The following is a 22595-nucleotide window of genomic DNA, read 5'->3' on the forward strand; positions in this document are numbered from 1 at the left end:
TGACGCGTCCGCGAGCACAGAGCGGACGCGTTTTGCGGGACCGGCGAGCATTCCGCGAAATTCGCCTGAGGCAAATCTCGAAACGGACTCAGCGCCAGTCCCGCCAAGACCGGGACAGTTGCCCGGCACAATTGATGATACCTACTAGCGAATAGGTCTGCGGAAAGTTCCCCCACAGCTCGCCGGTCTCGAAATCCATGTCCTCGGAAAGCAGGCCGGAGCGGGTGCGGTGGTTGAGCATGGCCTCGAACAGGCGGCGCGCCTCTTCGTCCTGGCCGCTGCGGTGCAGCGCCTCGATCAGCCAGAAGGTGCAGATGTTGAAGGCGGTTTCGGGCAGGCCGAAGTCGTCCTCGCTATCATAGCGCAGCATGTGTTCGCCGCGGCGCAGGGCCTTCTGCACCGCCTGGAGCGTGGCCTGGAACCGCGGATCGTCGGCATCGACGTAGCGCAGCTCGACCATCTGCAGCAGGCTGGCGTCGAGCTGGGATCCGCCGAAGCTGGCGGCATAGTGGCCCCCGGCACCGCCATCGTCGAAGTCGGCGCCCTCAACCGCGTGCCAGGCATGTTCGTCGATGTTCTTGCGCACGGTGGCCGCACGCTCGCGCCAGATCGCGGCGCGGTCGTGCAGCTCCAGGAACTCGGCGGCATTGGCCAGGCGGTCGCAGGCGGCCCAGCTCATGACGCTGCTATAAGTATGCACGGCCGTGCGGGTGCGCAGTTCCCAAAGTCCGGCGTCGGGCTGGTCGTGAGTCTTCCAGGCCATTTCGCCCACTTGTTCCAGGCTGGCGAAATCCTCGTGCGTGGCGATGCGCAGCAGGCGCTGATCGGAAAACGCCTGGATCGCGGGCAGGACGATCTGCCCGTAGCAGTCGTTCTGGACCTGGTAATATGCCGCATTGCCGATGCGCACCGGACCCATGCCGCGGTAGCCTGCCAGGTCCGGCGCTTCCCATTCGATGATCTCGCGTCCGCCGCTCACCGCATAGAGCGGCTGGATCGCGCCGCCCTCGGCATCGTCGATGATGTTGCGCAAGTAGGAGAGGTATTTCTCCAGCACGTCCAGCGCGCCCAGGTGGTTGAGGGCCTGGACCGTGTAATAGGCGTCGCGGATCCAGCAATAGCGGTAGTCCCAGTTGCGCTGGCTGCCCGGCGCTTCGGGAATCGAGGTGGTGAGCGCGGCGACGATCGCGCCGGTCTCCTCATGCTGGCAGAGCTTGAGCGTGATCGCGGCGCGGATCACCGCGTCCTGCCAGTCCAGCGGGGTGGCCAGCCCGCGCACCCAGAGCCGCCAGTAGTCGCCGGTGTGGCGGAGCATCGATTCCAGTTCGTGCTCGATATCGCCGGTGAAGGGCTCGTCGGGGCCGAGGAAGAAGTGCTGGGTGGTTTCGAGCCGGTAGTAACGCTCGTCCAAGACGTAGCCCACCGGGGCATTGGTGGTGAGCCGCAGGGTGTTGCGCTCCACCAGGTAGCGGATGTGGTTGGAGCCGCGCGTGACGGGCGCGAGCTGCGCGCCGTAACCGCTCATCGGCGTCAGCACCGTGCGGATGCGCGGCGATCCGCTGACCGGGCGAACGATGCGCGCATAGGCGACAGGGCGGTAGGTCCGGCTCGAGCGTTCGAACCGAGGGCAGAAGTCGATGACTTCCACCACCCCGCCGCCCGCGTCTTCGAGCCGGGTGATCAGGATCGGTGTGTTGCGCGAATAGCGCTGGGTGACCGAGACCTGGTTTTCCAGTTCGAAGCGCCAGGTGCCGGCGTCCTGCCCTTCCGCGCCGCGGAGCAAGGCGCAGAACGTGGGGTCTCCATCGACCCGGGGAACGCAGCCCCAGACGAGCGCGCCGCTGGTGTCGATCAGGCCGGAGACCTGGCAATTGCCGATGGGCCAGAGTTCGAGCGAGCTCATGCCGGGCTGTTCTCCCTATTCGAATGTGAAGCGTGGTCTGGCGTGGCGCCCGCGAGCCAGTCGTGCACGGCGGGTACACCGTCCAACCGCCAGCGGGCGAGAGTCCGGCGCATCGGCCCGACAAGAATTCCCGCGCCGCCGAGCCGGGTCACGGCCGCGAAAGCGTCTTCGTCGGTCACGTCATCGCCTGCGAAGAGCGGCCTGGCACCGGCGAACGGCGCCATTTGCATGAAACGAGCGACCGCGCTGCCCTTGTCGGAACCGGGCATCGACAGTTCGATCACCTGCTTGCCGTGCTTCAGTTTCAGGCCGAACGCCTCACCGGTCTCGGCCGCGCAGGCGAGCAGGGCGGGCATGGCTTCGGGCCGGCGGCGGTAATGGACGGCGATGCTGAACGGCTTCGGCTCCACCAGCAGGTCGCCGTTGGCCCGGGCAAAGTCCGAAAGGCGCTGCGCGACCACGGGGGGCAGGGGCTGGGCGAGCGGGACGACATCGCGGGTGCCCGCGGCCCGAAACTCGCCGCCATGCGATCCGGCGACCGCCACGTCGAGCGGCCCGAGCATGGCTTCCAGCGCATCGAGGGAACGCCCGGTCACGATCGCGAAGCGTCCGTCCAGGCGCTGCGACAGGCGCGCGATCCGTTCCGGCAGGTCGGGGGGGACGATCACCCCGTCAGGATGGTCGGCAATCTCGACGAGCGTGCCGTCGAAGTCGAGGAACAGCGCAATCGGTTCATCCGCGTCCAGGAGAGCGGGGACGACCTTGGCTTCCGTGTCGAAGGCTTCCGTGTCGAATTCCGGGCGAAATCCGGGCGTCAGAGGAGGAGGAGGCGGCAGATCGCGCGGAATTGCGCCATGTTCCGCCAGCGATGGACTTTCGCGTGGATCGGTCATTACGTTCAGTCTTGCACCTTCGAAGGAGGATGGCCACCCCTCTTGCGGCGAAACTTGCGCCGGATCGGCCGAATGTCGCAGTGCAACGAACGGTCGTCTCCAGGGTTCCAAACCGGCCCGAGAGCGCGTCCTAATGACGGGCGAAATCAGGTGCATTTTGGCGCCAAGAGGCTGCGGTTCATGGAATTTTCCGCACAAGTCGCAGAAATTGTCATCGTATTGGCGCAGGAACACGATTTCCTTCTCCCGCCGTTGATGGCAGGGCGCTCCCACACGCAAATGCGAAAAGGCATGGAATGAAGCAGATCATCGCATTCGATCTCGACGGAACCCTGGCGCTGAGCAAGCAGCCGCTGACCGAAGAGATGGCGCAGCTCATGGCCGGACTGCTGGAAGTGGCGCAAGTCGCCGTGATTTCCGGTGGCGACTGGCCCCAGTTCGACAAGCAGGTGGCCAGCCGCCTGCCCGCCCATGCCGATCGTTCGCGGCTCTGGCTGATGCCGACCAGCGGCGCCAAGCTCTACGTCCACAAGGATGAGGCCTGGACCCCGGTCTACGCCGAACTGTTCACCGACGAACAGAAGCGCGAGATTCTGGAGGCTTTCGACGCCTCGCTCGCCGCCACCGGCTTCACCCCGGAAGAGACCTGGGGCGAACGGATCGAGGATCGCGGCAGCCAGATCACCTTCTCGGCGCTCGGCCAGCAGGCCCCGCTCGAAGCCAAGGAAGTCTGGGATCCCGACTTCGCCAAGCGCAAGGTGATCCAGGCCGACCTGGTGAAGCGCCTGCCCGGCGTTTCGGTGAATCTCGGCGGCGCCACGTCGGTGGACGTCACCCAGCCCGGTGTCGACAAGGCCTGGGGCCTCAAGCGCCTGGCCGAGCACAGCGGCGTGGCCGAGGCCGACATGCTGTTCATCGGTGATGCCATCTTCCCCGGCGGCAACGACTATCCGGCGAAGGCCATGGGCCTCGACACGATCTGCGTGCGCGATGCCGGCGATACCGCCAATGTGATCGCGGCGATCATCGCCTGCCAGAAGGCGGGCTGACGGCAACGCCTCCCGCGCGAACCGGCGGGTGCCTGCCTTCTACCTGACGCTGATCGCGGTCCTGCTCGCCGGTTTCGGCTCGCGGGACCAGGTCACGATCGCCGGTCTTGTCGCGCGGCAGGGGCGGCGGCCGGGTGTCCTGCTGGTCGCCCTGCTGAGCGCGGTGCTCACCGCCGCCTTCGCTGCCTGGCTGGCGGGGCTGATGCTGGCGGAACTGCCGCCACCGGCGCGGGCCATTTTCGCCGGCATGGCGCTCGGGCTGGCGGGACTGGAATCGCTGGTCCTCGTGCCGCGCCGCCGCCCGGCCGAGCCGACCAATTCGCTGGGCGCGCTGCTGCTGGTGCTGCTCGCCAACCAGGCGACCGACGCGGCCCGTTTCCTGATCTTCGGCATGGGCGTGGGCATGGCGGCGCCGCTGGCTTCCGGTGCGGCGGGTGCCGTGGGCGGGGCCGTGCTGGCCGCAGCGGCCTGGGCTGGCCCTCATCTACTCGATCTTGCCGCCTTGCGCTGGGTCCGGCGGATCGTCGGACTTGGCCTGCTTGCGGCGGCGCTGGTTCTGTTCCTGCGGGAATTTTCGATACTCTGATCGGAAATTGATCGTGAACCGGGGGTTCAATTCCGCGTTCACAAATCTACATAAGACATCGAGGGCCGGGGCCAGATCGCCAAGGCCGGCATGCAACGTCACACAGCAATTGGGGAACCACGGCATGACATCCAAGGACAATTCCAGGGCCGCTCTGATCGACAGCCTGAACGGGCTGCTGGCCGACACCTTCGCGCTCTACATCAAGACGAAGAACTTCCACTGGCACGTCCGCGGCCCGCAGTTCCATGACCTGCACTTGCTGTTCGACACCCAGGCCGGCGAGATCTTCGGCCTGACCGACCTCATTGCCGAGCGCGTTCGCAAGCTGGGCGGCACCACCATGACCTCGATCGGCTCGATCGCCGCGAAAACCTCGGTCGCGAACCAGGACGATACCGGCCTGGATGCCATGGGCATGGTCAAGGAACTGTTCGAAGACAACAGCGCCTATGTCGCCGCGCTCAAGTCCACCAAGGAACTGGCCGGCGAAGCGGGCGACAACGCCACCGACGGCATTATCGACGACTGGACCGACCAGGCCGAGCAGCGCGCCTGGTTCCTGCGCGAAATTCTCGCCTGACAGGAATGAGGGGCCACCCGCCTGCGGGCTGGCCCTTTCCGGCGCGGAAACGCCGTCCCTTTGCGGGTCCGTTCCGGAAGCAGGATGGCGTCGCTCCCCACCGGGGGCGGCGCCGTTCGCGTTTACAGGTTCGGCCGCCGGGGCCTGGACGCAAGCTCCCTCTCGCGCAATCGGCAAAACCGGCTTAAGCAACGCGGATGCCGAAACTCGAAATCATCGAAGGCGCCGACGATGGCGCCATCGCCGCCTGGTTTGCCGAGCGCCTCAGGGCCGCGCTGGCGACCAGCCCGGACGACATCGCGATCACCGTCCCCGGCGGCTCCACCCCGTTCCCGATCTTCGACCGGCTGGCGGCGATGGACCTGCCCTGGCACCGCATCGCGGTCTGGCCGGGAGACGACCGCATCGTCGACGAGGATCATGCCGCCAGCAATGTCGGCAAGATCCGCGCCCGCCTGGAGCCGGTCGGCGCACGGATCGTGCCGTTGACCGAAGAGGCCCAGCCGCCGCACTTTGCCATCGCCTGGCTGGGCATGGGCGGGGACGGGCACATCGCCTCGCTCTTTCCCAACACGGACCCGCAGGTTGACGATCCCCATGCGGTCCGCCGGATCACCCCCGACCCACTGCCGCCCGAAGCGCCGTTCGACCGCCTGAGCCTGACGATCCCGGCGCTGACCGACAGCGACGAGATCGTCTTCGTGATCCGCGGTGCCGACAAGCGCGCCGTGTTCGACGCCGCGATCCAGGGCGAGCATGACCTGCCCGTCGCCCGGCTGCTGCGCGCGGCCCGGCACAAGGTGACCTGCTTCTGCTGAACGGCCTGCTGAACCTGCTCCCGGCGCCGCTGCACCGGACGCTCTACCGCCTGGCCCACTGGGGCCGCAGGCAGGTGTGGCGGGTGCGGCGCCCGCGTCTCGACGGGGTGCGGGTGCTCGCGCTCGATGCCCGGGGACAGGTGCTGCTGGTGCGACATTCGTACGGTTCGGGCAAATGGATGCCGCCGGGCGGCGGTCTCAACCGGGGCGAGGAGGCGGTTCCGGCGGCGCGGCGCGAATTGCTGGAGGAAACCGGCTGCACGCTGGCCGATGCGCGGCTGCTCATGGTCGCCACCGAGGACCTCGTGGGCGCGAGCAATCACGTCCACATCGTCGCGGGCCGGACGCAGGACAGCCCGCATGTCGATGGCCGCGAGATCGTCGAGGCCCGTTTCTTCGCCCTCGATGCCTTGCCGTCACGGATGGCGGCGCGGCTTCCGGGCGAATTGCAGTTGTGGGTGTCCGAATATGCGCGATGACCGGGTGGAGGGCGCCGAGGCTGCGCCGATCGGCCTCGAAACGGAGCGCCTCCTGCTGAGACGCCCGATCCGCTCCGATTTCGAGCCGATGCGCCAGATGTTCTGCGATCCGCAGGTCGTTACCCATATCGGCGGATCTCCGCTTTGCCGTGCCGAGGCCTGGGCGCGGTTCCAGCGCGATGTCGGGCACTGGACGCTCGAAGGCTTCGGCCAGTTCACGGTGCTGGAGAAGGCGTCGGGCCGTTATGTCGGCAAGCTCGGCCATGCCCGCTTCATGCGCGACTTGGGCGCGCGGGCGGAAACCGAGGTGGAAATGACATGGACCCTGGCCTCCGGGTTCCACGGCCAGGGTTATGCCACCGAGGCCGGCCGCGCGGCGCTTGAATGGTTCGATGCGCACGGGGCGCGGCGCACGGCCTGCATCGTCGCGGAAGCGAATCTGGCGTCGCTGAAGCTGGCGGAAAAGCTGGGCTACCGCGAGGTCGACCGGCTGACGGGCGCCAGCGGCACGCGGGTCGTGCTGGTGCGCGAGGGATGACGGGGGAGGGGTGATGGCGGAGGGGGTGACGGGGGGCCGGGACGACCGTCCGGCCGGATCGCCTCTTCTGCTAGAGTAGCGGCAATTGCCCATCCTTGGGCGGCCGGCTGTCTTCCTCGCCGCGTTCCAGCGCCGAAAGCGTCAGGCCCATCAGCCGGATCGGCTGGGGCAGGGGCAGCAGCTCCTCCAGCAGCGCATGGCCGAGGGCCGAGAATTCCGCCTTGTCCGCCACGAAATGGTGCAGCGAACGCGCGCGGGTGAGCGTCTGGAAATCGGCGTAGCGCAGCTTCAGCGTGACCGTGCGTCCGCGGGCCTCGGCGCGCTGCACCCGCTCCCAGACGATGTCGACGATATTGCCGAGCGTCTCGCGCAGGGCCTCGGTGCCCTGGATGTTGTCGAAGAACGTGCGCTCGCCCCCTACCGACTTGCGCGGGCGATTGGCGCGCACTTGCCGCAGGTCCACCCCGCGCGCGGCCTGGTAGAGGTATTCCGCGAAGCTGCCGAACTGCGCGCGCAGGAAGCCGATATCCCGGGCGCGCAGGTCCGCGCCGGTCTCTATGCCGAGCCGCGCCATCTTCTCGGCCCCGCGCGGGCCCACGCCGTGGAAACGGCGCACCGGCAGGACGGCCACGAACTGGGCGCCCTGGCCGGGGCGGATCACGCAGAGCCCGTCGGGCTTGTTCTGGTCGCTGGCGAGCTTGGCCAGGAACTTGTTGTAGGAAACCCCGGCGCTGGCGGTCAGGCCGGTTTCTGCCTTGATGCGCCGGCGGATCTCCTCGGCGATGCGGGTGGCGGAGCCGATGCCCTTGAGATCGGCGGTGACGTCGAGATAGGCTTCGTCCAGCGAGAGCGGTTCGACATGCGGGGTATAGTCGTGGAAGATTGCGCGAATCTGCTGGCTCACCTCGCGGTAGACCTCGAAGCGGGGCTTGCGGAAGATCAGGTCCGGGCAGAGCCGCGCCGCCCGGGCCGAGGGCATGGCCGAACGGACGCCGAAAGTGCGCGCCTCGTAGCTGGCCGCGGCCACCACCCCGCGCAGCGAGGAGCCGCCCACCGCCACCGGCTTGCCGCGCAGGGCGGGATCGTCGCGCTGTTCCACGCTGGCGTAGAAGGCGTCCATGTCGACATGGATGACCTTGCGCAGGCCGTCCGCTTCGTCCCCGGCGGCCGATTCGGTTTCGTGCGCTGCCATGACGGTCCTATAGGCCGCGGCGATATAGGCCGTATACGTCCAAGAGCAGGGACCGGCAAAAGCACGGGCCGGTAAAAGCATGAGCCAAGGCGCGAAAAAGCTGGCCAGTCCGGTCCAAGTGCTGCATGCGCCGGGGATGACCTCCGACACAGCGAATCCCGCGCCGTTTCCGATGCGGGGGGTCGAGTTCGTCGTCCTCATGGCCGCGCTGCAGGCTCTCCAGGCGCTCTCGATCGATATCATGTTGCCCGCTCTGGGCGAGATCAGCCGCGACCTTTCGGTCGTCGATCCCAATCAGCGACAGCTGATCGTAGGGGTGTTCCTGATCTGCACGGGCCTCGGCTCGCTGTTTCCCGGCGCCATCGCCGACCGTTACGGACGCCGGCCGGTGCTGCTCTTCGCAATTGCCGCCTATGTCCTGAGCGCGCTGGCCTGCGCGGTGGTGACCACGTTCCCGATGATGCTGGCCGCTCGCGCCGTGGCGGGGCTGTGCACTTCGGCGTTGATGGTCATGCCGATGACGGTCATTCGCGATCGCTTCGAGGGCGACCGGATGGCGAGCATGCAATCGCTGGTGTCGATGACGTTCATGGTCGTGCCGATGATCGCGCCGATGGTGGGGCAGGGCGTGATGCTGGTGGCGGGATGGCGCTGGATATTCGGCCTGATCAGCGTGCTGGGCACGTGCGTCTGCATCTGGACGGCGCTGCGCCTGCCTGAGACGCTGCATCCCGACTACCGCCAGGAAATCCGGCCCAGGGTGATCGCCACCAACATGGCGCTCACCCTGCGCACGCGTGAGGCCGTGGGCTATCTCTTCGGCGTGGGCTTCGTGCAGGGCGCGATGTTCGGCTATATCAACAGCGCGCAGCAGCTGGTGGCCGAACACTTCGGCGCCGGCTTCTTCTTCCCCGCGGTGTTCGGCGGCATGGCGCTGGTCATGGCCTCCACCAACTTCGTCAATTCGCGGATCGTGCAGCGCTATGGCGCGCGGCGCGTCTCGCAGACGGCGCTGTTCGGCTATATAGCCAGCTCCGTGCTGCACTTCTTCCTCGCTCTCGAAGGCGAGACGCTGTGGGTCTTCATTCCACTGATGACCTTCTCGATGTGCATGATGAGCTTCATCGGCTCGAACTTCCAGTCGATCGCGATCCAGCCTTTCGCGCGCACGGCGGGGGCGGCGGCCTCGATCATGTCGTTCGTGCGGATGGTGATGGGCGCCGTTCTGGGCGCGCTGATCGGGCAGGCCTATGACGGCACGCCCCGGCCGATCCTGGCATCGATGGTGGCAGCAGGGCTGACGGCGCTGATCTTCGTGCTCTATTCCGAGCGCGGCAGGCTGTTCCGCCGTCTCAACTATCCTCCCGGCTACTACGCGCCCGGCAAGCGTCCCTGAGACGCGGCCGCTGCGCGCTTTCGGCGGCGCCGGACATGAAAAAGCGATCCAGGGCGCGTGGCCCGGGATCGCTTTTTCGTGCCGTCCGCCTCACTTGTGGCAAGGCGGAGCGATCACCGTGTCGGTACTAGACCGCTCGGCCGCCGCGGAAGAGCTGGACGAGGCCGACGACGATCGCGATGACCAGCAGGACGTGGATCAGCGCGCTCGATACGTGGAATACCACGAAGCCGAGGAGCCAGAGGACCAGCAGAATGGCGGCAATGGTGAAGAGCATGGCGGTTCTCCCTAATTGTTACAAATTGTGAAACGCACCGGGGGGCGGGAGGCTCCCACCGGTTCGCCGTAGTTTTCATATGTTTCATGGCGCTTGGCGCGAATCCGGGCAGGATCGGGCCGCGCAACGGTTCGTCTCAGGCGCGGCGCGGGCGGCAGATTGGCAGGGGCGCTCCGGTTGTTCGCCGGGGCAAGTCGCGGCATGGTCTCCCTGCGACCGCGAATCGCCCTTGGGCGCATCTCGCCGCGAGTTCCTCGGGTCCACCGCATATCGTTTCGCAGAGCCGCAAGGTCGGCCGCGACGCCCAGCAAGCCGGAGCCTTCGGGCTTTCGTTTTCCCGGATCGCCTGTGGTCCTGTCACGCGCAAGGCAGGCGTGACCCCGGCTTTCTCAGTGGATGGCCGTGCGGCGCATCTCCCGTTCATCAAGTCTTGGCCAGGGCTCTCAATTGCCGCCGCGAGAGAGCGGGGCGGGGCGCGTCCCCTGCCGCGTCGGACAGCCTGCGCGCTTCTTCGAGCGCCGACCAGACATGAGTCAGCTTCTCGCCGCGCGAGGTGCTGACGCGGTGATCCCAGGCATGGGCGCCGAGGCGTTCGACTTCGCGGGCGATGCCGCCGTAGATATTGGCTGCCGAGAGCACGGCCCAGCGCTGGCGGAAAGCCAGGCGCGTCGCGCCCACTCTGGCGGAGCTTTCGTAGTCTCGCGCGAGGGCGCAGGCGCGGGCCACCATCGGCACCAGTACCGCCCGGTAGTGCGGCTTGGTCACTTCGCCGGGCGGAATGTCCGCCTCCACCAGCCATTCGATCGGCAGGTAGCAGCGCCCCTGTGCGTCGTCTTCCCAGAGGTCGCGGACGATATTGGCGATCTGGAAGGCGATGCCGAGGTCGCAGGCGCGGTCCAGCGTATCGTCGTCATCGGGGGCGACGCCCATGACCGCGGCCATCATCACGCCCACCGCGCCGGCGACATGATAGCAATAGCGCAGCATGTCCGCCTGTGTCCGCGGGCGCCAGTCGGCCGCGTCGAGGGCGAAACCGGCCAGGACGTCCTCGACCATGGCGTCCGTCAGCGGCACTTCGCGCGCCAGTTGGCCGAGTGCGTCGAAGGCAGGCGTTCCGGTGGTTTCGCCTGCCATCGCCAGTTCGGTGAGGGTGCGGATCGTCGCCAGCCGGTCCTCGGGCGAGAGCCGGGTGCCGAGCCGCACCGGCCCGGTGGCGCGGCCATGATCCTGCTCGTCGGCAATGTCGTCGCAGGCGCGGCACCAGGCGTAGAGCAGCCAGACGCGCTCGCGCGTCTCGCGGTCGAACAGGCGGCTGGCGGCGGAGAAACTCTTCGATCCCTTGCGGATGGAGCGGTGGGCCTCCTTGACGAGGCGGGCACGATCGAGCGCCACCCCGCCCTGGAGCATGCCGTTCCGGGCCGCGGTTTCGAGGAGGTTGTCAGTCGCCACCCGCAAGCCTCACAGCGTGTCCGGGTCCATCCTGACGATCGGGACGATCGGCTCGTGGGCCTCCATGCGTTCGAGCAGGAGGTCGAGTTCGGTCTCGGCCAGGATGATGCCCTGGTGGGCCGGGCGCACGAAGCCGACTTCGGCCATGTGGCGGTTGAAAGCCAGCAGCCCGTCGTAGAAGCCGAAGGAATTGAGCACGCCCACCGGCTTGTCGTGATAGCCGAGCTGGGCCCAGCTTACCGCTTCCCACAGCTCGTCCATGGTGCCCACGCCGCCGGGCAGCACCAGGAATGCGTCGGACAGGCGCGTGAACTCGGCCTTGCGCTCATGCATGGTCTTGACGACGTGAAGCTCGGTGCAGTCGTGGTTGGCCACTTCGCCGCCCTTGCCGCCGGCGCCGGTGAGGGCCTCGGGGATCACGCCGATCACTTCGCCGCCCTGTTCGAGCGCGCCGGCAGCCACGGCGCCCATCAGGCCCAGGCGGCCGCCGCCGTAGACGACGCCGATGCCGCGGGCGGCAAGGGCCGAGCCCACGTCGCGGGCAAGCTGGACGTAGCGGGGATCGGCGGGGGTGGCGGAGCCGCAGTAGACGGCGATGCGTTTCATGACTCAGGTAGCCTTCAGTTGTACCCGCGCGCCGTCCGGCAGATCGCGGGTCTGCCGGGCGAGGTCGCCGGTCAGGTAGATCAGGTCGACGAGGTCGATCCGGACCAGGTTTTCATGCCCATAGTCGCCGGACAGGATCGCGGAAAGCGTCCGGCTATAGACTTCCCCCAGGACCGTCAGGCCAAGCCGCTGCGTGGCCGCATCGACCAGCGCATCGGCGCGCCAGATGGCCTTGGTTTCGGGTAGCGCCATGTGGCGCCGCGCCGCGGATTCGTCTCCCAGAGGAGTCACGGCCAGGATATCGGGATCGACGTAGTGGAACGTTCCCTTGCGGTCGATCGCCAGCAGGTGCCCCATCAGGCTCTGGCCGGCGATCTCGGCGAAGTCCACGCCGGTCCAGCCCCAGGCCAGGTTCAGGGCGTGGAGCGCCCTGGCCGGCTCGGCTACCGTCATTTCAACGCTTCCAGCATCAGCTTTGCAGTCGCCTTGGCCGAACCGACGACGCCGGGAATGCCCGCGCCGGGATGGCAGCCGGCACCCACCAAGTAGAAGTTCTTCAGCTTGTCGTCGCGGTTGTGGCCGCGGAAATAGGCGCTCTGGGTCAGCAGCGGTTCGAGGCTGAAGCCGTTGCCGTTATAGGCGCCAAGGTCGCTTTCGAAGTCCGGCGGGGCGTAGTGGAAGCTGGTGACGATGCGGTCGTCGATGTCCGGGATCAGCCTGCGGCCGACTTCGGCCAGGATCCGCTTTTCCAGGATCGGGCCCACTTCCGCCCAGTCGATCGGCAGCTTGCCCATGTTGGCCACGGGGACCAGCGCGTAGAACGTGCTCTTGCCCGCCGGGGCCATCGACGGGTCAGTGACGGTCGGGTGATGGAGGTAGATCGAGAAGTCGCGCGGCAGCACGCCATGCTCGAAGATGTCGTCGAGCAGGCCCTTGTAGCGCGGGCCGAACAGGATCGTATGGTGCGGAATGCCGGGCCAGGTGCCTTCCAGGCCGAAATGGACCACGAAGAGGCTGGGGGAAAAGCGCTTCTTCTTCAGCTTGTGTGCCATGTCCTGCCCGCGCTGGTTGCCCGAGAGCAGCTCGCGGTAGGTATGCATGATGTCGCCATTGCTGGCGATCGCGTCGAAGCGCTGCTTCCAGCCGCTTTCGGTCTCGACCTCGGTGACCTGATCGCCCAGCGTGTGGATCTGCACCACCTTTTCGCCGAGGCGCAGCGTACCGCCCAGCCGCTCGAACAGGCGGGCCATGCCTTGCGCCAGCTTGTTGGTGCCGCCCCGCGCCCACCAGACCCCGCCGTCCTTTTCCAGCTTGTGGATCAGGGCGTAGATCGCGCTGGTGGTCATCGGGTTGCCGCCCACCAGCAGGGTGTGGAACGAGAGCGCCTGGCGCAGGTGCTCGTCTTTCACATAGTGGCTGACCATCGAATAGACCGAGCGCCACGCCTGGTAGCGGGCCAGCGCCGGGGCGGCTTTCACCATGCTGGAGAAATCGAGGAAGGCCTCGTGCCCCAGCTTGACGTAGCCTTCCTGGTAGACCCCGGCGGCGTAGCGCACGAATTCGTCGTAGCCCGCCGCATCGCGCGGGGCGACGCGGGCGATCTCGCGGCGCAGGGCCACTTCGTCGTTCGAATAGTCGAAGGTGACGCCGTCGGTCCAGTTGAGCCGGTAGAACGGCATGACCGGCATCAGGTCGACGTCGTCCGCCATGTCCTGCGAGGAGAGCGTCCACAGTTCGCGCAGGGCATCGGGATCGGTGATGACGGTGGGGCCGGCGTCGAAGGTGAAGCCCTCGCGCTCCCAGACGTAGGCGCGGCCGCCCACTTTGTCGCGCGCTTCCACCAGCGTGGTTTCGATGCCGGACGTCTGCAGCCGGATGGCAAGGGAGAGACCGCCGAAGCCGGCGCCGATGACACAGGCCTTCTTCATCGGTTACGGCTTTCGGTTGCGGGCGCAAGGTCCGCCAGCGGATAGCCGCGTCCAGCAAGGCTGGCCATCGCCGCGCCCAGCGGCACCGGCGGCTTGCCCGCCAGTACGCGCGCCATGTCGGCCAGGGCGGGACGGCCCGCGTAGAAGCGCTCGATCAGCGTTTCCGGAAGAGTGTAGAACCGCGCGAGCACGGCCCGGCGTTCCTCCGGGCGTGCGGCCCCGAACAGCATGCGCGTCAACATCCGGTAAAAGCGCCCCCCGCGCCAGTGATTTGCGGCCCATGCATGACTCGTCCTTCCTAGGCTGTCGCCGGAGAGGTTGTCGAGAGTGGTCAGGTGCATGGCAAATCTTACAGCATCGGGAAAGGAATAGGATGTCATCGGGTTAAGCAGAGCGGCGCGCGTTCCGGCCCGGGCAACGGATGGATCCGGCGCGCAGTTCCAGAACTTCTCGAAATCGCCGCCCGCGATGACCGGCAGCACGCCCGTCTCCTCATAGGTGACGGAATCGACATGCCAACCCATGCCCAGGGCGTAATCCCCCACGCGCTGGCGCAAGGCGGCGGCATCGAGCCGGTGGTCGCTGGAATAATAGGTGTCCTCGACGAAGACCTCGCGCGCGCCGAAAGGCAGGCAATAGACGAAACGGTAGCCGTCGAGCTGGTCGACGCGGGCATCCATCACCACCGGCCGTTCCAGGCCGTGCGGCACCGAAAGATGCAGCATCTGGCCAAGGAACTTCTGCCAGCCCCCCGCCATGTGGGGCAAGCCGTGCGTGCCGCGCGCGTCGATCACCGCCCGGGCATTCAGGCGCCGGCCATCGCCCAGCACGACGTGCTGCGGGCCGGCTTCGGCCACGGCCACGCCGGTGAGCAGGGCCTCGGCGGGCAGGGCGGCGCGGACCATCATGTCCAGCCGCTGGCTGGTCACGCTGGCATAAGGCGTGGCCAGCATCCGCGAATAGCCGGGAAAGTGGACGTCGTAGCCGCTCCAGCGCCGGGCGATCAGCGGCTCCACCAGGTTGCGGTGCGCGGGCGCCACGTCGGTCTCGAAGAAGGACCAGACATGATCCCCGCCCAGCCGGTCTTCCCGCTCCACGAGGAGGACGCGCAAGTCCGGCCGGTGCCGCGCCATGGCGAGCGCGATCAGCGATCCGGCGAGGCCGCCGCCCAAAATTGCCAGATCGGAGGAAAAAGTGGCCATCGAAGTACCGTTTAAGGACAGGTTATGCCTGCCGCAACTTGGCAGGGCACGGGCTTTGCGGCATTGTGATGACAATGACCGAGGAATTGACCGTCTGCAGCGCTTCTATCGAGGATGCCGCAGCCATTACCGAGATCTATGCACACTATGTGCTCGAAAGTACCGCAACTTTCGAGACGGAGCCGCCTGACCTTGCGGAAAGCGAGCGCCGGATCCGCGATATCGTCGATGCCGGCTATCCATTCCTCGTCGTGCGCGAAGGCGGCGCGGCAGGCGAGCAGGGCCGCGTGATCGGCTTCGGCTTCGCCCATCGCTACGGCCCGCGTGCCGGTTATCGCTACAGCGTGGAGACGACGATCTACGTCGCACCGGCCTGCATCGGGCGGGGCATCGGCGGACGCCTGCTCGCCACTTTGCTCGAAGAGTGCGAAACGCGCGGTTTCCGGCAAGCCTTCGCGGTCATTGCCGAGAGCGAACCGGCCTCTGTCGTGCTTCATGCCCGCGCGGGTTTCCGCCCGGTTGCGACGCTGGACGGGGCGGGGTGGAAGCACGGCAAGTGGCTCGACGTCTTCCTCATGCAGCGCCAACTCGGCGAGGGCGACCAGAGCCTTCCGCAACAGGCCGCATGATCCGGGTCGGATAAAGTTCCCGAATATTTTGCCATTTTTTCAATCCATTCCGGAGGTACTCCGGGGCAACCCTTAGGGGTGTGCAGGCGTTGCGCGGGGAAACCTGACAAGGATTCCCATGCGCATACTCCTGATCGCCGCTCTCGTTTCCGGCGCCTGCATCTCCGCTTTTTCGGCAACGGCCGCCTTGGCGCAGGAGGCCGACGCTTCCGACAACGTCTATGAGCGCGATCACCTGACGATCGGCGTCGGTGCCCTCTACGGCCCGAGCTACGAAGGTTCGGACGATGAGACTTTCTCGCCCATCCCGGTGGTGCAGGGGCGCTACAAGGGCATCGAGGTCAATCCCCGCACCCGCGGCCTTGCCTTCAACCTCATCCCCTCGACCCGCGGCTCCAAGATCGACTTCTCGGCCGGTCCGGTGTTCGGCGTGTCGTTCAACCGCAACCGCCGCATCAAGGACGATGTCGTGCGCGCCGCCGGCAAGCTCGACGCTGCCATCGAGGTGGGCGGAACGGCGGGCGTGACGGTCAATCGCCTGCTCAATCCCTACGACTCCCTCACCGTTTCCGCGGATGTGAAGTGGGACGTCAACGGCGCTTACGGCGGCATGGTCTGGCAGCCGCAGGTGACCTACATGACCCCGGTCAGCAAGGCGATGGTCGTGGCGGTGAACGCCCGCGCTCACCACGCCGATGGCGACTACGCCCGCTATTACTACTCGGTGACGCCCGAGCAGTCCGCCGCGTCCGGGCTGCCGGTCTACGAAGCGAAAAGCGGCTGGGACACGGTGGGTCTGGGCGCCCTGGTCGGCTACGACCTCTCGGGCGACTTGCGCGACGGCGGTTTCGCACTGTTCGGCGCGCTCAATTACTCGGCCATGCTGAAGGACGGCAAGAACACGCCCTATACGTCGCTTCGCGGCAGTTCCGACCAGTGGACCGTCGGCGCGGGCATCGCCTACACCTTCTGAGGCGGTCCGGCCGCCCTTCAGCCGCGCAGTGCGTGCCGGACGCGTTCGCGCAAGTCCGGCAGCACTTCGGCCTCGAACCAGGGGTTGCGCGCCATCCACATGCGGCTGCGCCAGGCAGGATGCGGCAGGGGGAACAGTCCCTCCGGCGCATCCCGCCATCGGTGCACGGCCTCTGTCAGGTTCGGCGCGAAACCGCGCGGCAGGTAGCGCTTCTGCGCATATTGCCCCACCAGCAGCGTGAGCCGAAGTCCCGGCAGCGCCGCGAGCAGGCGGCCGTGCCATAGCGGCGCGCAGGCCGGCTGCGGCGGCAGGTCGCCGCCTTTACCTTTGCCCGGATAGCAGAATCCCGTCGGCATATGGGCGACGAGCGCGGGATCGTAGAATGTCGCGCTGTCGATCCCGGTCCAGTCGCGCAGACGGTCGCCGCTGTCGTCGTCGAAGGCGTGACCGCTGGCGTGGACCTTGCTGCCCGGCGCCTGCCCGATGATGAGCAGTCGCGCGCCGGGCGCGGCCTGCACCACCGGCCGCGGAGCGTGGGGAAGACGGTCCTCGCAGAGGCGGCAGGCACGAATGGCCGTCAGCAGGTCGGGAAGATCGGTGGCAAGCGACATTGTCCTCGTTCAGATGGCGCGCCCCTGGCCTCTCCGCAAGCTGGACCGGAGTGAAAGGGCGAAATGCGGAGACCGGACGGCTCGTCGATCCTCCGGGCCGGGATGTCACATTCTCAACCAATTAAGTTGATAATATCCGCCGGCTGTCGCTAGACAGGCACATTGCATACCCATCGGAGCTTGCCCTTGAATACTCAGAACGGAACCGGCGCGCTTCCTGTCGCGATCGTGGGTGCGGGTTTCAGTGGAACCCTGCTGGCGATCAACCTCCTGCGCAACGGCGTCCGCGTCGTCCTGATCGAGCGCAAGGACGCCCAGCTTGCCAAGGGCCTGGCCTTCGGCACCCGCTGGCCCGAGCATTTGCTCAATGTCCGCGCCGCCAACATGAGCGCCTTCCCTGACGACCAGGCCAATTTCCTGCGTTGGATCGGCCATGCCGGAGACGAGCAGGCCAACCGCTTCGTGCCGCGCCTCTCCTACGGGCTCTACTTGCGCGAATTGCTGATCCGGGCGCTGGCCGATGCCGGGCAGGACGCCCTGATCGTCAACGGGGAAGCCTGTTCGACCCGGTTGGAGGACGGCCGCGTCGTCGTCGAGATGGCGGATGGGGATTCCATCGAGGCCCGGGCGCTCGTGCTGGCGCTGGGAAATTTCCCGCCCTCGCCGCACCCCGTCCTCTCCCCCATCCCCGAGGATCGCCGCTTCACCGACCCCTGGCAGTCCGGCACGCTGGAGAAGATCGACGAGATCGACCACGTCCTGCTGATCGGCACCGGGCTGACCGCGGCGGACATGGTGCTCTCGCTCGACAAGGCGGGCTTCAGGGGCCGGATCACCGCACTTTCGCGCCGCGGGCTCAAGCCGCAGGCCCATTCCGAAAGGGGGCCTTCGGTCGACTACGTGCCAGCGCCCGAAGAGCGCGGATCGCACCTGATCGCCCGCGTTCGCAGGCGCGCGGCGGACATCGGCTGGCGCGCCGCCGTGGACGAGCTGCGTCCGCATACCCAGAATCTCTGGCGCCGCCACGATGAGGCCGGGCAGCGCCGGTTCCTGCGCCACTTGCGCCCTTACTGGGATGTCCACCGCCACCGCCTTGCCCCGGACGTCGCGCGGCGCATTGCCGAGATCGAGGCCGAAGGGCGGCTGGAATTCGTCGCCGGCAAGCTGGTCGGCGCGGAGCCTACGGAAAGCGGGGTCGCCGTGACGTACCGCCCGCGCGGGGAGGACCGGCTGGTGCGGCTGGAGGTATCGCGCACCATCAATTGCACCGGCCCCGAGGGCGATCTCATGCGCAGCGGCGCGCCGCTGGTGAAGGACCTGCTGGCCCAGGGCAGGGTGCGCTCGGACGCGCACCGGCTGGGGCTGGACGTCGATCATCTCGGCCGGGTTCGGGATGGCGGCGGCGAGCCGCAGGACACGCTCTTTGCGGTCGGTCCGGTCACCAAGGGGGAAGCCTGGGAGATCGTCGCGGTGCCCGATATCCGGCGGCAGGTGTGGAACCTCGCGCGCTATCTGGCGGATGCGCACTGGGTTGGGGGTGAGGGGCTTTAAGGCAGGGGGGAAGATCCGGGGGATGATCCCCCGGACCCTCGGAATGTCGATGCTGCGCGCACCCTATCCGTCGTGCGCCCCCTGCGGCGCAGCCATTTAAGTCTTCCGACGCCGCCATGAGCGCACCACGCTATTGGTCCGCGTGACCTTGACAGTGTTGGGGGTGCAGGGGGTGTTGACCCCCTGCTTCTCCCTTTTCCTCAGAACTCCTTGCGCAGCATGATCCCGCCATAGCGCTTGTCGTCACGCGGGACGTAGCGGACGATCCCGGCCAGCGTGCCGTTGGCGAGGAAGTTGGAGTAGCTCTGGTTGGTGATGTTCTTCACGAACCCGCGCAGCTGCCAGCCGTCGTTCGCGCCGATCAGCGCCACGCTGCCGTTCCAGATGTAATAGCCCGGCTGGATCGTGCCCGGCGTCTCGGTCAACTGGTACTGCGTGCGGCTCTTGAGCGTGATGTCGGTCTGCACTTCGAGGTCGATCGCGTCCGACAGGGCGAAGCGGTAGGCGGCGTTGCTGTAGAGCTTCCACTTCGGCGCGAAGGGCAGGACTTCGCCGTTGATGTTGCAGCTGGACGGCGCGCCTTCGGGGCAGATGAAGTTCAGCACCTTGGCGTCGGTATAGGCCACCGAGGTGTCCAGCGAGAGACCCGGGATCGGGCGCAGGCCGAAGTCGAGTTCCACGCCCTTGGTCTGCACGGTTCCGGCGTTGATCAGGCGGGTGACTTGCGCGCCGCCGACCACGTCGTTGTAGTTGGCCTGGTAGTTGTGGAACTTGGTCGAGTAGACCGCCAGCGCATACGTGATCTGGTGGCCCAGCGCCGAGCCCTTGATACCGCCCTCGAACGAGTCCGAAGTTTCAGGCTTCAGCGCGATCTCGTCCAGCGGCGTGGTCGCGTTGAGCGAGCGCATGTTGAAGTAGGCGTTGTAGGCCGGGCCCTTGTAGCCGCGCGAATAAGTGAAATAGGCCTGGTTGTTCGGCAGGAAGTCCGCCTGGAGGCCGCCGCGGTAGGAATCGCCGCGGGTCGAGGTGGAGCCGGCCGAATTGTGGTAGGCACGGATGCCCGCCACGTCGAGCGCGGTCGATCCCGAATTGGTCGGGTCGTTGCTCGACGTGCGGACGTGGTAGTAGCTGAGGTCGTCCCAGGTCGAACGATAGCCGGCGATGGCACGCAGCCAGGGGGTGAAGTTGAAATTGGCCTCACCGAACAGGGCGTAGTTGTCGCTGGTCACCCCATAGTTCGCCACGCCCGACACCACGTTCTCGGCACCGGAAATCAGGCGGGTGAGCGTGCGTGAATAGACTTCGTCGGTCTTGGCGTGGAGGTAGTAGGCGCCCACGACGTAGTCGATGAACTTGCCCTTGGGCGAGGTCAGCCGCAGTTCCTGCGAGAACTGCTTGTTGTCCACGATGCCGCGGTCGTCGCCTTCGGGGAAAGTGGCCGAAAGCTCCGAAAGGGCGTCGTAGTCCTGGTGCTGGCGGTTCTTCCATTCGCGGTAGGCCGTGATCGAGGTGACGGTGTAGTCGCCCAGGCCCCACTCCGCGGTCAGCGAGCCGCCGTAGTTCTTGTCGCGCACGTCGGTGTCGAAGTTGGTGCTGACTTCGCGGTTCTCGGCGCCGGGGGTGATGCCCTGGCCGGCGAGGAATGAGGCGAGCGCCGGGGAATTGGTCACCGCGCCGGTGGGATAGGCGATCTGGCTGGTGCGCAAATAGACGCCGCTCGGGGTGGTGTCGTGCGAGTAGAGGTAGTCGCCCGAAAGGGTGAGCTTCAGGGTGTCGGTGGGCGTGGCTTCGATCTTGGCGCGGGCGCCGTAACGCTCGTAGCCGTTGACCTCGTTGCCGGTGGTGACGTTGCGAACGTTGCCGTCGTAATTGGCGTATAGGCCGTCAATCCGCGCGGAGACGTTCGGGGCAAGGCCGCCGGTGACGCCCGCCTTGATGCGGTATTCCTCGTCGGTCGTGGCCGAACCTTCGGCGTAGGCGTGGAATTCCTGCGACGGGGCCGCGGTGACGACGCTGATGACGCCGGCCGAGGCGTTCTTGCCGAACAGTGTGCCCTGCGGGCCGCGCAGCACTTCGATGCGCGAGACTTCGCCCACGTCCAGCGTGGCCTGGCCCGGGCGGGTCAGCACGACGCCGTCGAGCACGGTGGAGACCGAGGATTCCACACCCGGCGAAGTGCTGATCGTGCCGACGCCGCGGATGAAAACGGTGCGGTCCTTGTTGGAGGCGCCGTTGCGGAAGTCGACCGAGGGCACCGTGGCGCTCAGGTCCTGGAGGTTGTGGATCGCGCGATCATTGAGCGATTCACCGCTGACGGCGGTAATGGCGATCGGCACCTGCTGCAGCGATTCGTCGCGGTAGCGCGCGGTCACGACGATCTCGCCGGACGCGGTGTCCGGTGCCTCGTCGGCATAAGCGGCGGCCGGGAACAGTACCGCGGAGGCCAGCAGCAGGGTGCGGGCGGCGCGGAGCGAGGTCATGGTCATTCGGATCTCCCTTGGTCGCGCGGATCTATAGTCAACCGTTTTGGTTGAGAAAGATAGTTTTCCTTTAGTCGCCCTATGCGTGGGACGAGGTGGTGTCCTCTGCCGGGACAATCCGGGGCATGGTGAGCTGAATCCAGCCGAGTGCAAGCAGGTAGGAAACCGCAGCAAAACCGAAGAGCGGACCGTAGCCCAGCCCCGCCGCCAGCACGAGACCGGCGATCTTGCTGATCGCGGTGCCGCCGAGGTTGCCGCAGAACGCGCCGAAGCCGGTCACGCGGCCCACTTTGTGGCGCGGGGTCACGTCGGCGATCAGGCCGAACAGGTTGGTCGAGAAACCCTGGTGCCCGGCCAGGGTCAACGCCATCAGGCCCACGGCGGGCCAGTAGCCCTCGACGTAAAGCGCCAGCGGCACCGGCACCACGCAGAGCGCGGAAATCAGCATCAGCGTCTTGCGCGTGCGGTTGGCGCTCCAGCCGCTGGAAAGCAGGCGGTTGGCCGCAAAGCCCGAGATCAGCGAGCCCGCCGCCGAGCCGCAATAGGCCAAGGCCAGCGGCGGCCCCAGCTCGGTGCCGGAGAGGCCGAACTGCCGGTTGAAGTAGTCCGGCATCCAGAACAGCATCAGCCACCAGGTCGCGTCCGACAGCACTTTGGCCAGCGCGATGGTCCAGGTACGGCCTTCCTTCAGGAACAGCTTGTCGCCTGAGATCAGGTTGCCCGTGGCGGAAGGCTGGCGGTCGCCGAAGTCCACCCCGCGCGACGCCAGAAGCCAGGCCGCGACCCAGAACAGGCCGACCACGCCCGCCAGCACGAAGGCGGCGCGCCAGCCCCAGACCGCCGCGACCACCGGGATCGCCAGCGGCGCCAGGATCGCGCCAAGGCTGTTCATCGCATTCGAAAGCCCGAAGCCCAGAGAGCGCAGGTTCGGCGGAAAGATCGTGGCGATGGTCTTCACACCTGCGGGTGTGCCCATCGATTCCGTGGCGCCCAGCCCGACGCGGCAGAGTACGAACTGGCTGAAACTGTGCGCCCAGCCATGAGTCATCGCCGCCAGCGACCACGCCGCCACGCCCGCCGCATTGGCCCATTTCGCACCCAGCCGGTCCACCAGCCACCCCGCCGCGAGGAAGCCGAACGCCGCGCCGGCCTGGAACCAGGCGGCCAGGGTGCCGTAGTCGTCGTCGCTCCAGCCGAGATCGGCGGCGATCGTCGGCTTCAGTACCGAGATGATCTGGCGATCCACGAGATTGAGTACGCCCGCCGTCAGCGCGAGAGCGAACAGCAGCCAGCGGCGGCGCGGGGACAGGGTCATGCGCGGCACGTCCGGGCTTGGGGGAAAATCTGCATCCCGGATCGTCTAGCGATGGGGGAGAGCAGGGGCGAACAAGAAATTCTAGGGCGGAGAGGGAAGAGAAGTCCTGGGGGATGATCCCCCAGACCCTCGGCCAG

22 protein-coding genes are annotated in these 22595 nt (G+C 67.1%); 10 read left to right on the forward strand and 12 right to left on the reverse strand.

Annotation, left to right across the window (positions count from 1 at the left end):
• Nucleotides 1-88: 88 nt before the first annotated feature.
• Both ACZ1J6_RS20830 and otsB read right to left on the reverse strand, forming a co-directional pair.
• Nucleotides 89-1903: a glycoside hydrolase family 15 protein gene (locus ACZ1J6_RS20830; protein ID WP_132268401.1), complete on the reverse strand. Its 1815-nt coding sequence runs from the start codon at nt 1901-1903 to the stop codon at nt 89-91.
• Nucleotides 1900-3030: a trehalose-phosphatase gene (otsB, locus tag ACZ1J6_RS20835; protein WP_465127964.1), complete on the reverse strand. Its 1131-nt coding sequence runs from the start codon at nt 3028-3030 to the stop codon at nt 1900-1902. Before otsB ends, ACZ1J6_RS20830 begins: the two co-directional genes overlap by 4 nt.
• A 62-nt stretch (nt 3031-3092) precedes the next feature.
• Here otsB and ACZ1J6_RS20840 point away from each other — a divergent pair, with 62 nt between their 5' ends.
• The 6 genes from ACZ1J6_RS20840 to ACZ1J6_RS20865 all read left to right on the forward strand — a co-directional run bounded on the left by ACZ1J6_RS20840 (nt 3093) and on the right by ACZ1J6_RS20865 (nt 6849).
• The gene (locus ACZ1J6_RS20840) at nt 3093-3845 is read left to right on the forward strand and encodes an HAD-IIB family hydrolase (RefSeq protein ID WP_132268405.1); all 753 of its coding nucleotides are present in this window, start codon (nt 3093-3095) and stop codon (nt 3843-3845) included.
• A gap of 28 nt (nt 3846-3873) precedes the next feature.
• Nucleotides 3874-4431: a hypothetical protein gene (locus tag ACZ1J6_RS20845; RefSeq protein WP_465127965.1), complete on the forward strand. Its 558-nt coding sequence runs from the start codon at nt 3874-3876 to the stop codon at nt 4429-4431.
• Between the two features lie 124 nt (nt 4432-4555).
• On the forward strand, nt 4556-5014 hold the full coding sequence (locus ACZ1J6_RS20850; RefSeq protein ID WP_132268409.1) for a Dps family protein: 459 nt from the start codon (nt 4556-4558) through the stop codon (nt 5012-5014).
• 197 nt (nt 5015-5211) lie between these two features.
• The gene (locus ACZ1J6_RS20855; protein ID WP_314464077.1) at nt 5212-5832 is read left to right on the forward strand and encodes a 6-phosphogluconolactonase; all 621 of its coding nucleotides are present in this window, start codon (nt 5212-5214) and stop codon (nt 5830-5832) included.
• Between the two features lie 83 nt (nt 5833-5915).
• Nucleotides 5916-6311: an NUDIX domain-containing protein gene (locus tag ACZ1J6_RS20860; protein WP_465127966.1), complete on the forward strand. Its 396-nt coding sequence runs from the start codon at nt 5916-5918 to the stop codon at nt 6309-6311.
• Nucleotides 6301-6849 (forward strand): GNAT family N-acetyltransferase, encoded by a 549-nt coding sequence (locus ACZ1J6_RS20865; protein ID WP_465127967.1) that lies wholly within the window; start codon nt 6301-6303, stop codon nt 6847-6849. Before ACZ1J6_RS20860 ends, ACZ1J6_RS20865 begins: the two co-directional genes overlap by 11 nt.
• 70 nt (nt 6850-6919) lie before the next feature.
• Here the strand turns inward: ACZ1J6_RS20865 and dinB are convergent, their stop codons facing one another.
• Nucleotides 6920-8041 carry a DNA polymerase IV gene (dinB, locus tag ACZ1J6_RS20870; protein WP_314464071.1) on the reverse strand — a complete coding sequence of 374 codons (1122 nt, stop codon included), beginning with the start codon at nt 8039-8041 and terminating at the stop codon, nt 6920-6922.
• 172 nt (nt 8042-8213) lie between these two features.
• Between dinB and ACZ1J6_RS20875 the strand changes: the two genes are divergently transcribed.
• Entirely contained in the window at nt 8214-9437 is a 1224-nt protein-coding gene (locus ACZ1J6_RS20875) for a multidrug effflux MFS transporter (RefSeq protein ID WP_243840970.1), read from the forward strand.
• Between the two features lie 127 nt (nt 9438-9564).
• Here the strand turns inward: ACZ1J6_RS20875 and ACZ1J6_RS20880 are convergent, their stop codons facing one another.
• The 6 genes from ACZ1J6_RS20880 to crtY all read right to left on the reverse strand — a co-directional run bounded on the left by ACZ1J6_RS20880 (nt 9565) and on the right by crtY (nt 14899).
• Nucleotides 9565-9714, reverse strand: coding sequence for a lmo0937 family membrane protein (locus ACZ1J6_RS20880; RefSeq protein WP_132268417.1), 150 nt, complete (start codon nt 9712-9714; stop codon nt 9565-9567).
• 423 nt (nt 9715-10137) lie between these two features.
• Nucleotides 10138-11121, reverse strand: a complete 984-nt coding sequence (locus ACZ1J6_RS20885) for a phytoene/squalene synthase family protein (protein WP_132268759.1) — start codon at nt 11119-11121, stop codon at nt 10138-10140.
• 51 nt (nt 11122-11172) lie between these two features.
• Nucleotides 11173-11769, reverse strand: a complete 597-nt coding sequence (locus ACZ1J6_RS20890) for an LOG family protein (protein ID WP_132268419.1) — start codon at nt 11767-11769, stop codon at nt 11173-11175.
• Nucleotides 11770-11772: 3 nt separating this feature from the next.
• Nucleotides 11773-12222, reverse strand: a complete 450-nt coding sequence (locus tag ACZ1J6_RS20895; RefSeq protein ID WP_132268421.1) for a hypothetical protein — start codon at nt 12220-12222, stop codon at nt 11773-11775.
• Complete coding sequence (locus tag ACZ1J6_RS20900) at nt 12219-13697, reverse strand: phytoene desaturase (RefSeq protein WP_465127968.1); 1479 nt, start codon at nt 13695-13697, stop codon at nt 12219-12221. The genes ACZ1J6_RS20895 and ACZ1J6_RS20900 overlap by 4 nt, the downstream gene beginning before the upstream one ends.
• Nucleotides 13694-14899, reverse strand: a complete 1206-nt coding sequence (gene crtY, locus ACZ1J6_RS20905) for a lycopene beta-cyclase CrtY (protein WP_465127969.1) — start codon at nt 14897-14899, stop codon at nt 13694-13696. Before crtY ends, ACZ1J6_RS20900 begins: the two co-directional genes overlap by 4 nt.
• 74 nt (nt 14900-14973) lie before the next feature.
• Here crtY and ACZ1J6_RS20910 point away from each other — a divergent pair, with 74 nt between their 5' ends.
• Both ACZ1J6_RS20910 and ACZ1J6_RS20915 read left to right on the forward strand, forming a co-directional pair.
• Nucleotides 14974-15528, forward strand: a complete 555-nt coding sequence (locus ACZ1J6_RS20910) for a GNAT family N-acetyltransferase (RefSeq protein WP_132268427.1) — start codon at nt 14974-14976, stop codon at nt 15526-15528.
• Nucleotides 15529-15646: 118 nt separating this feature from the next.
• On the forward strand, nt 15647-16501 hold the full coding sequence (locus ACZ1J6_RS20915; RefSeq protein ID WP_465127970.1) for a MipA/OmpV family protein: 855 nt from the start codon (nt 15647-15649) through the stop codon (nt 16499-16501).
• 17 nt (nt 16502-16518) lie between these two features.
• Here the strand turns inward: ACZ1J6_RS20915 and ACZ1J6_RS20920 are convergent, their stop codons facing one another.
• The gene (locus ACZ1J6_RS20920; protein WP_465127971.1) at nt 16519-17112 is read right to left on the reverse strand and encodes a uracil-DNA glycosylase family protein; all 594 of its coding nucleotides are present in this window, start codon (nt 17110-17112) and stop codon (nt 16519-16521) included.
• Nucleotides 17113-17298: 186 nt separating this feature from the next.
• On the opposite strand from ACZ1J6_RS20920, the gene ACZ1J6_RS20925 reads away from it, so the two are divergent.
• A complete protein-coding gene (locus tag ACZ1J6_RS20925; RefSeq protein WP_465127972.1) occupies nt 17299-18663 on the forward strand; it encodes an FAD/NAD(P)-binding protein in 1365 nt (454 codons plus the stop codon).
• 200 nt (nt 18664-18863) lie between these two features.
• Here ACZ1J6_RS20925 and ACZ1J6_RS20930 read toward each other — a convergent pair whose 3' ends face one another.
• Complete coding sequence (locus ACZ1J6_RS20930) at nt 18864-21149, reverse strand: TonB-dependent receptor (RefSeq protein ID WP_465127973.1); 2286 nt, start codon at nt 21147-21149, stop codon at nt 18864-18866.
• Between the two features lie 73 nt (nt 21150-21222).
• Nucleotides 21223-22458: an MFS transporter gene (locus ACZ1J6_RS20935; protein WP_314464060.1), complete on the reverse strand. Its 1236-nt coding sequence runs from the start codon at nt 22456-22458 to the stop codon at nt 21223-21225.
• Nucleotides 22459-22595: the final 137 nt, after the last annotated feature.

The organism is Novosphingobium sp. BL-S-21, assembly GCF_055521655.1.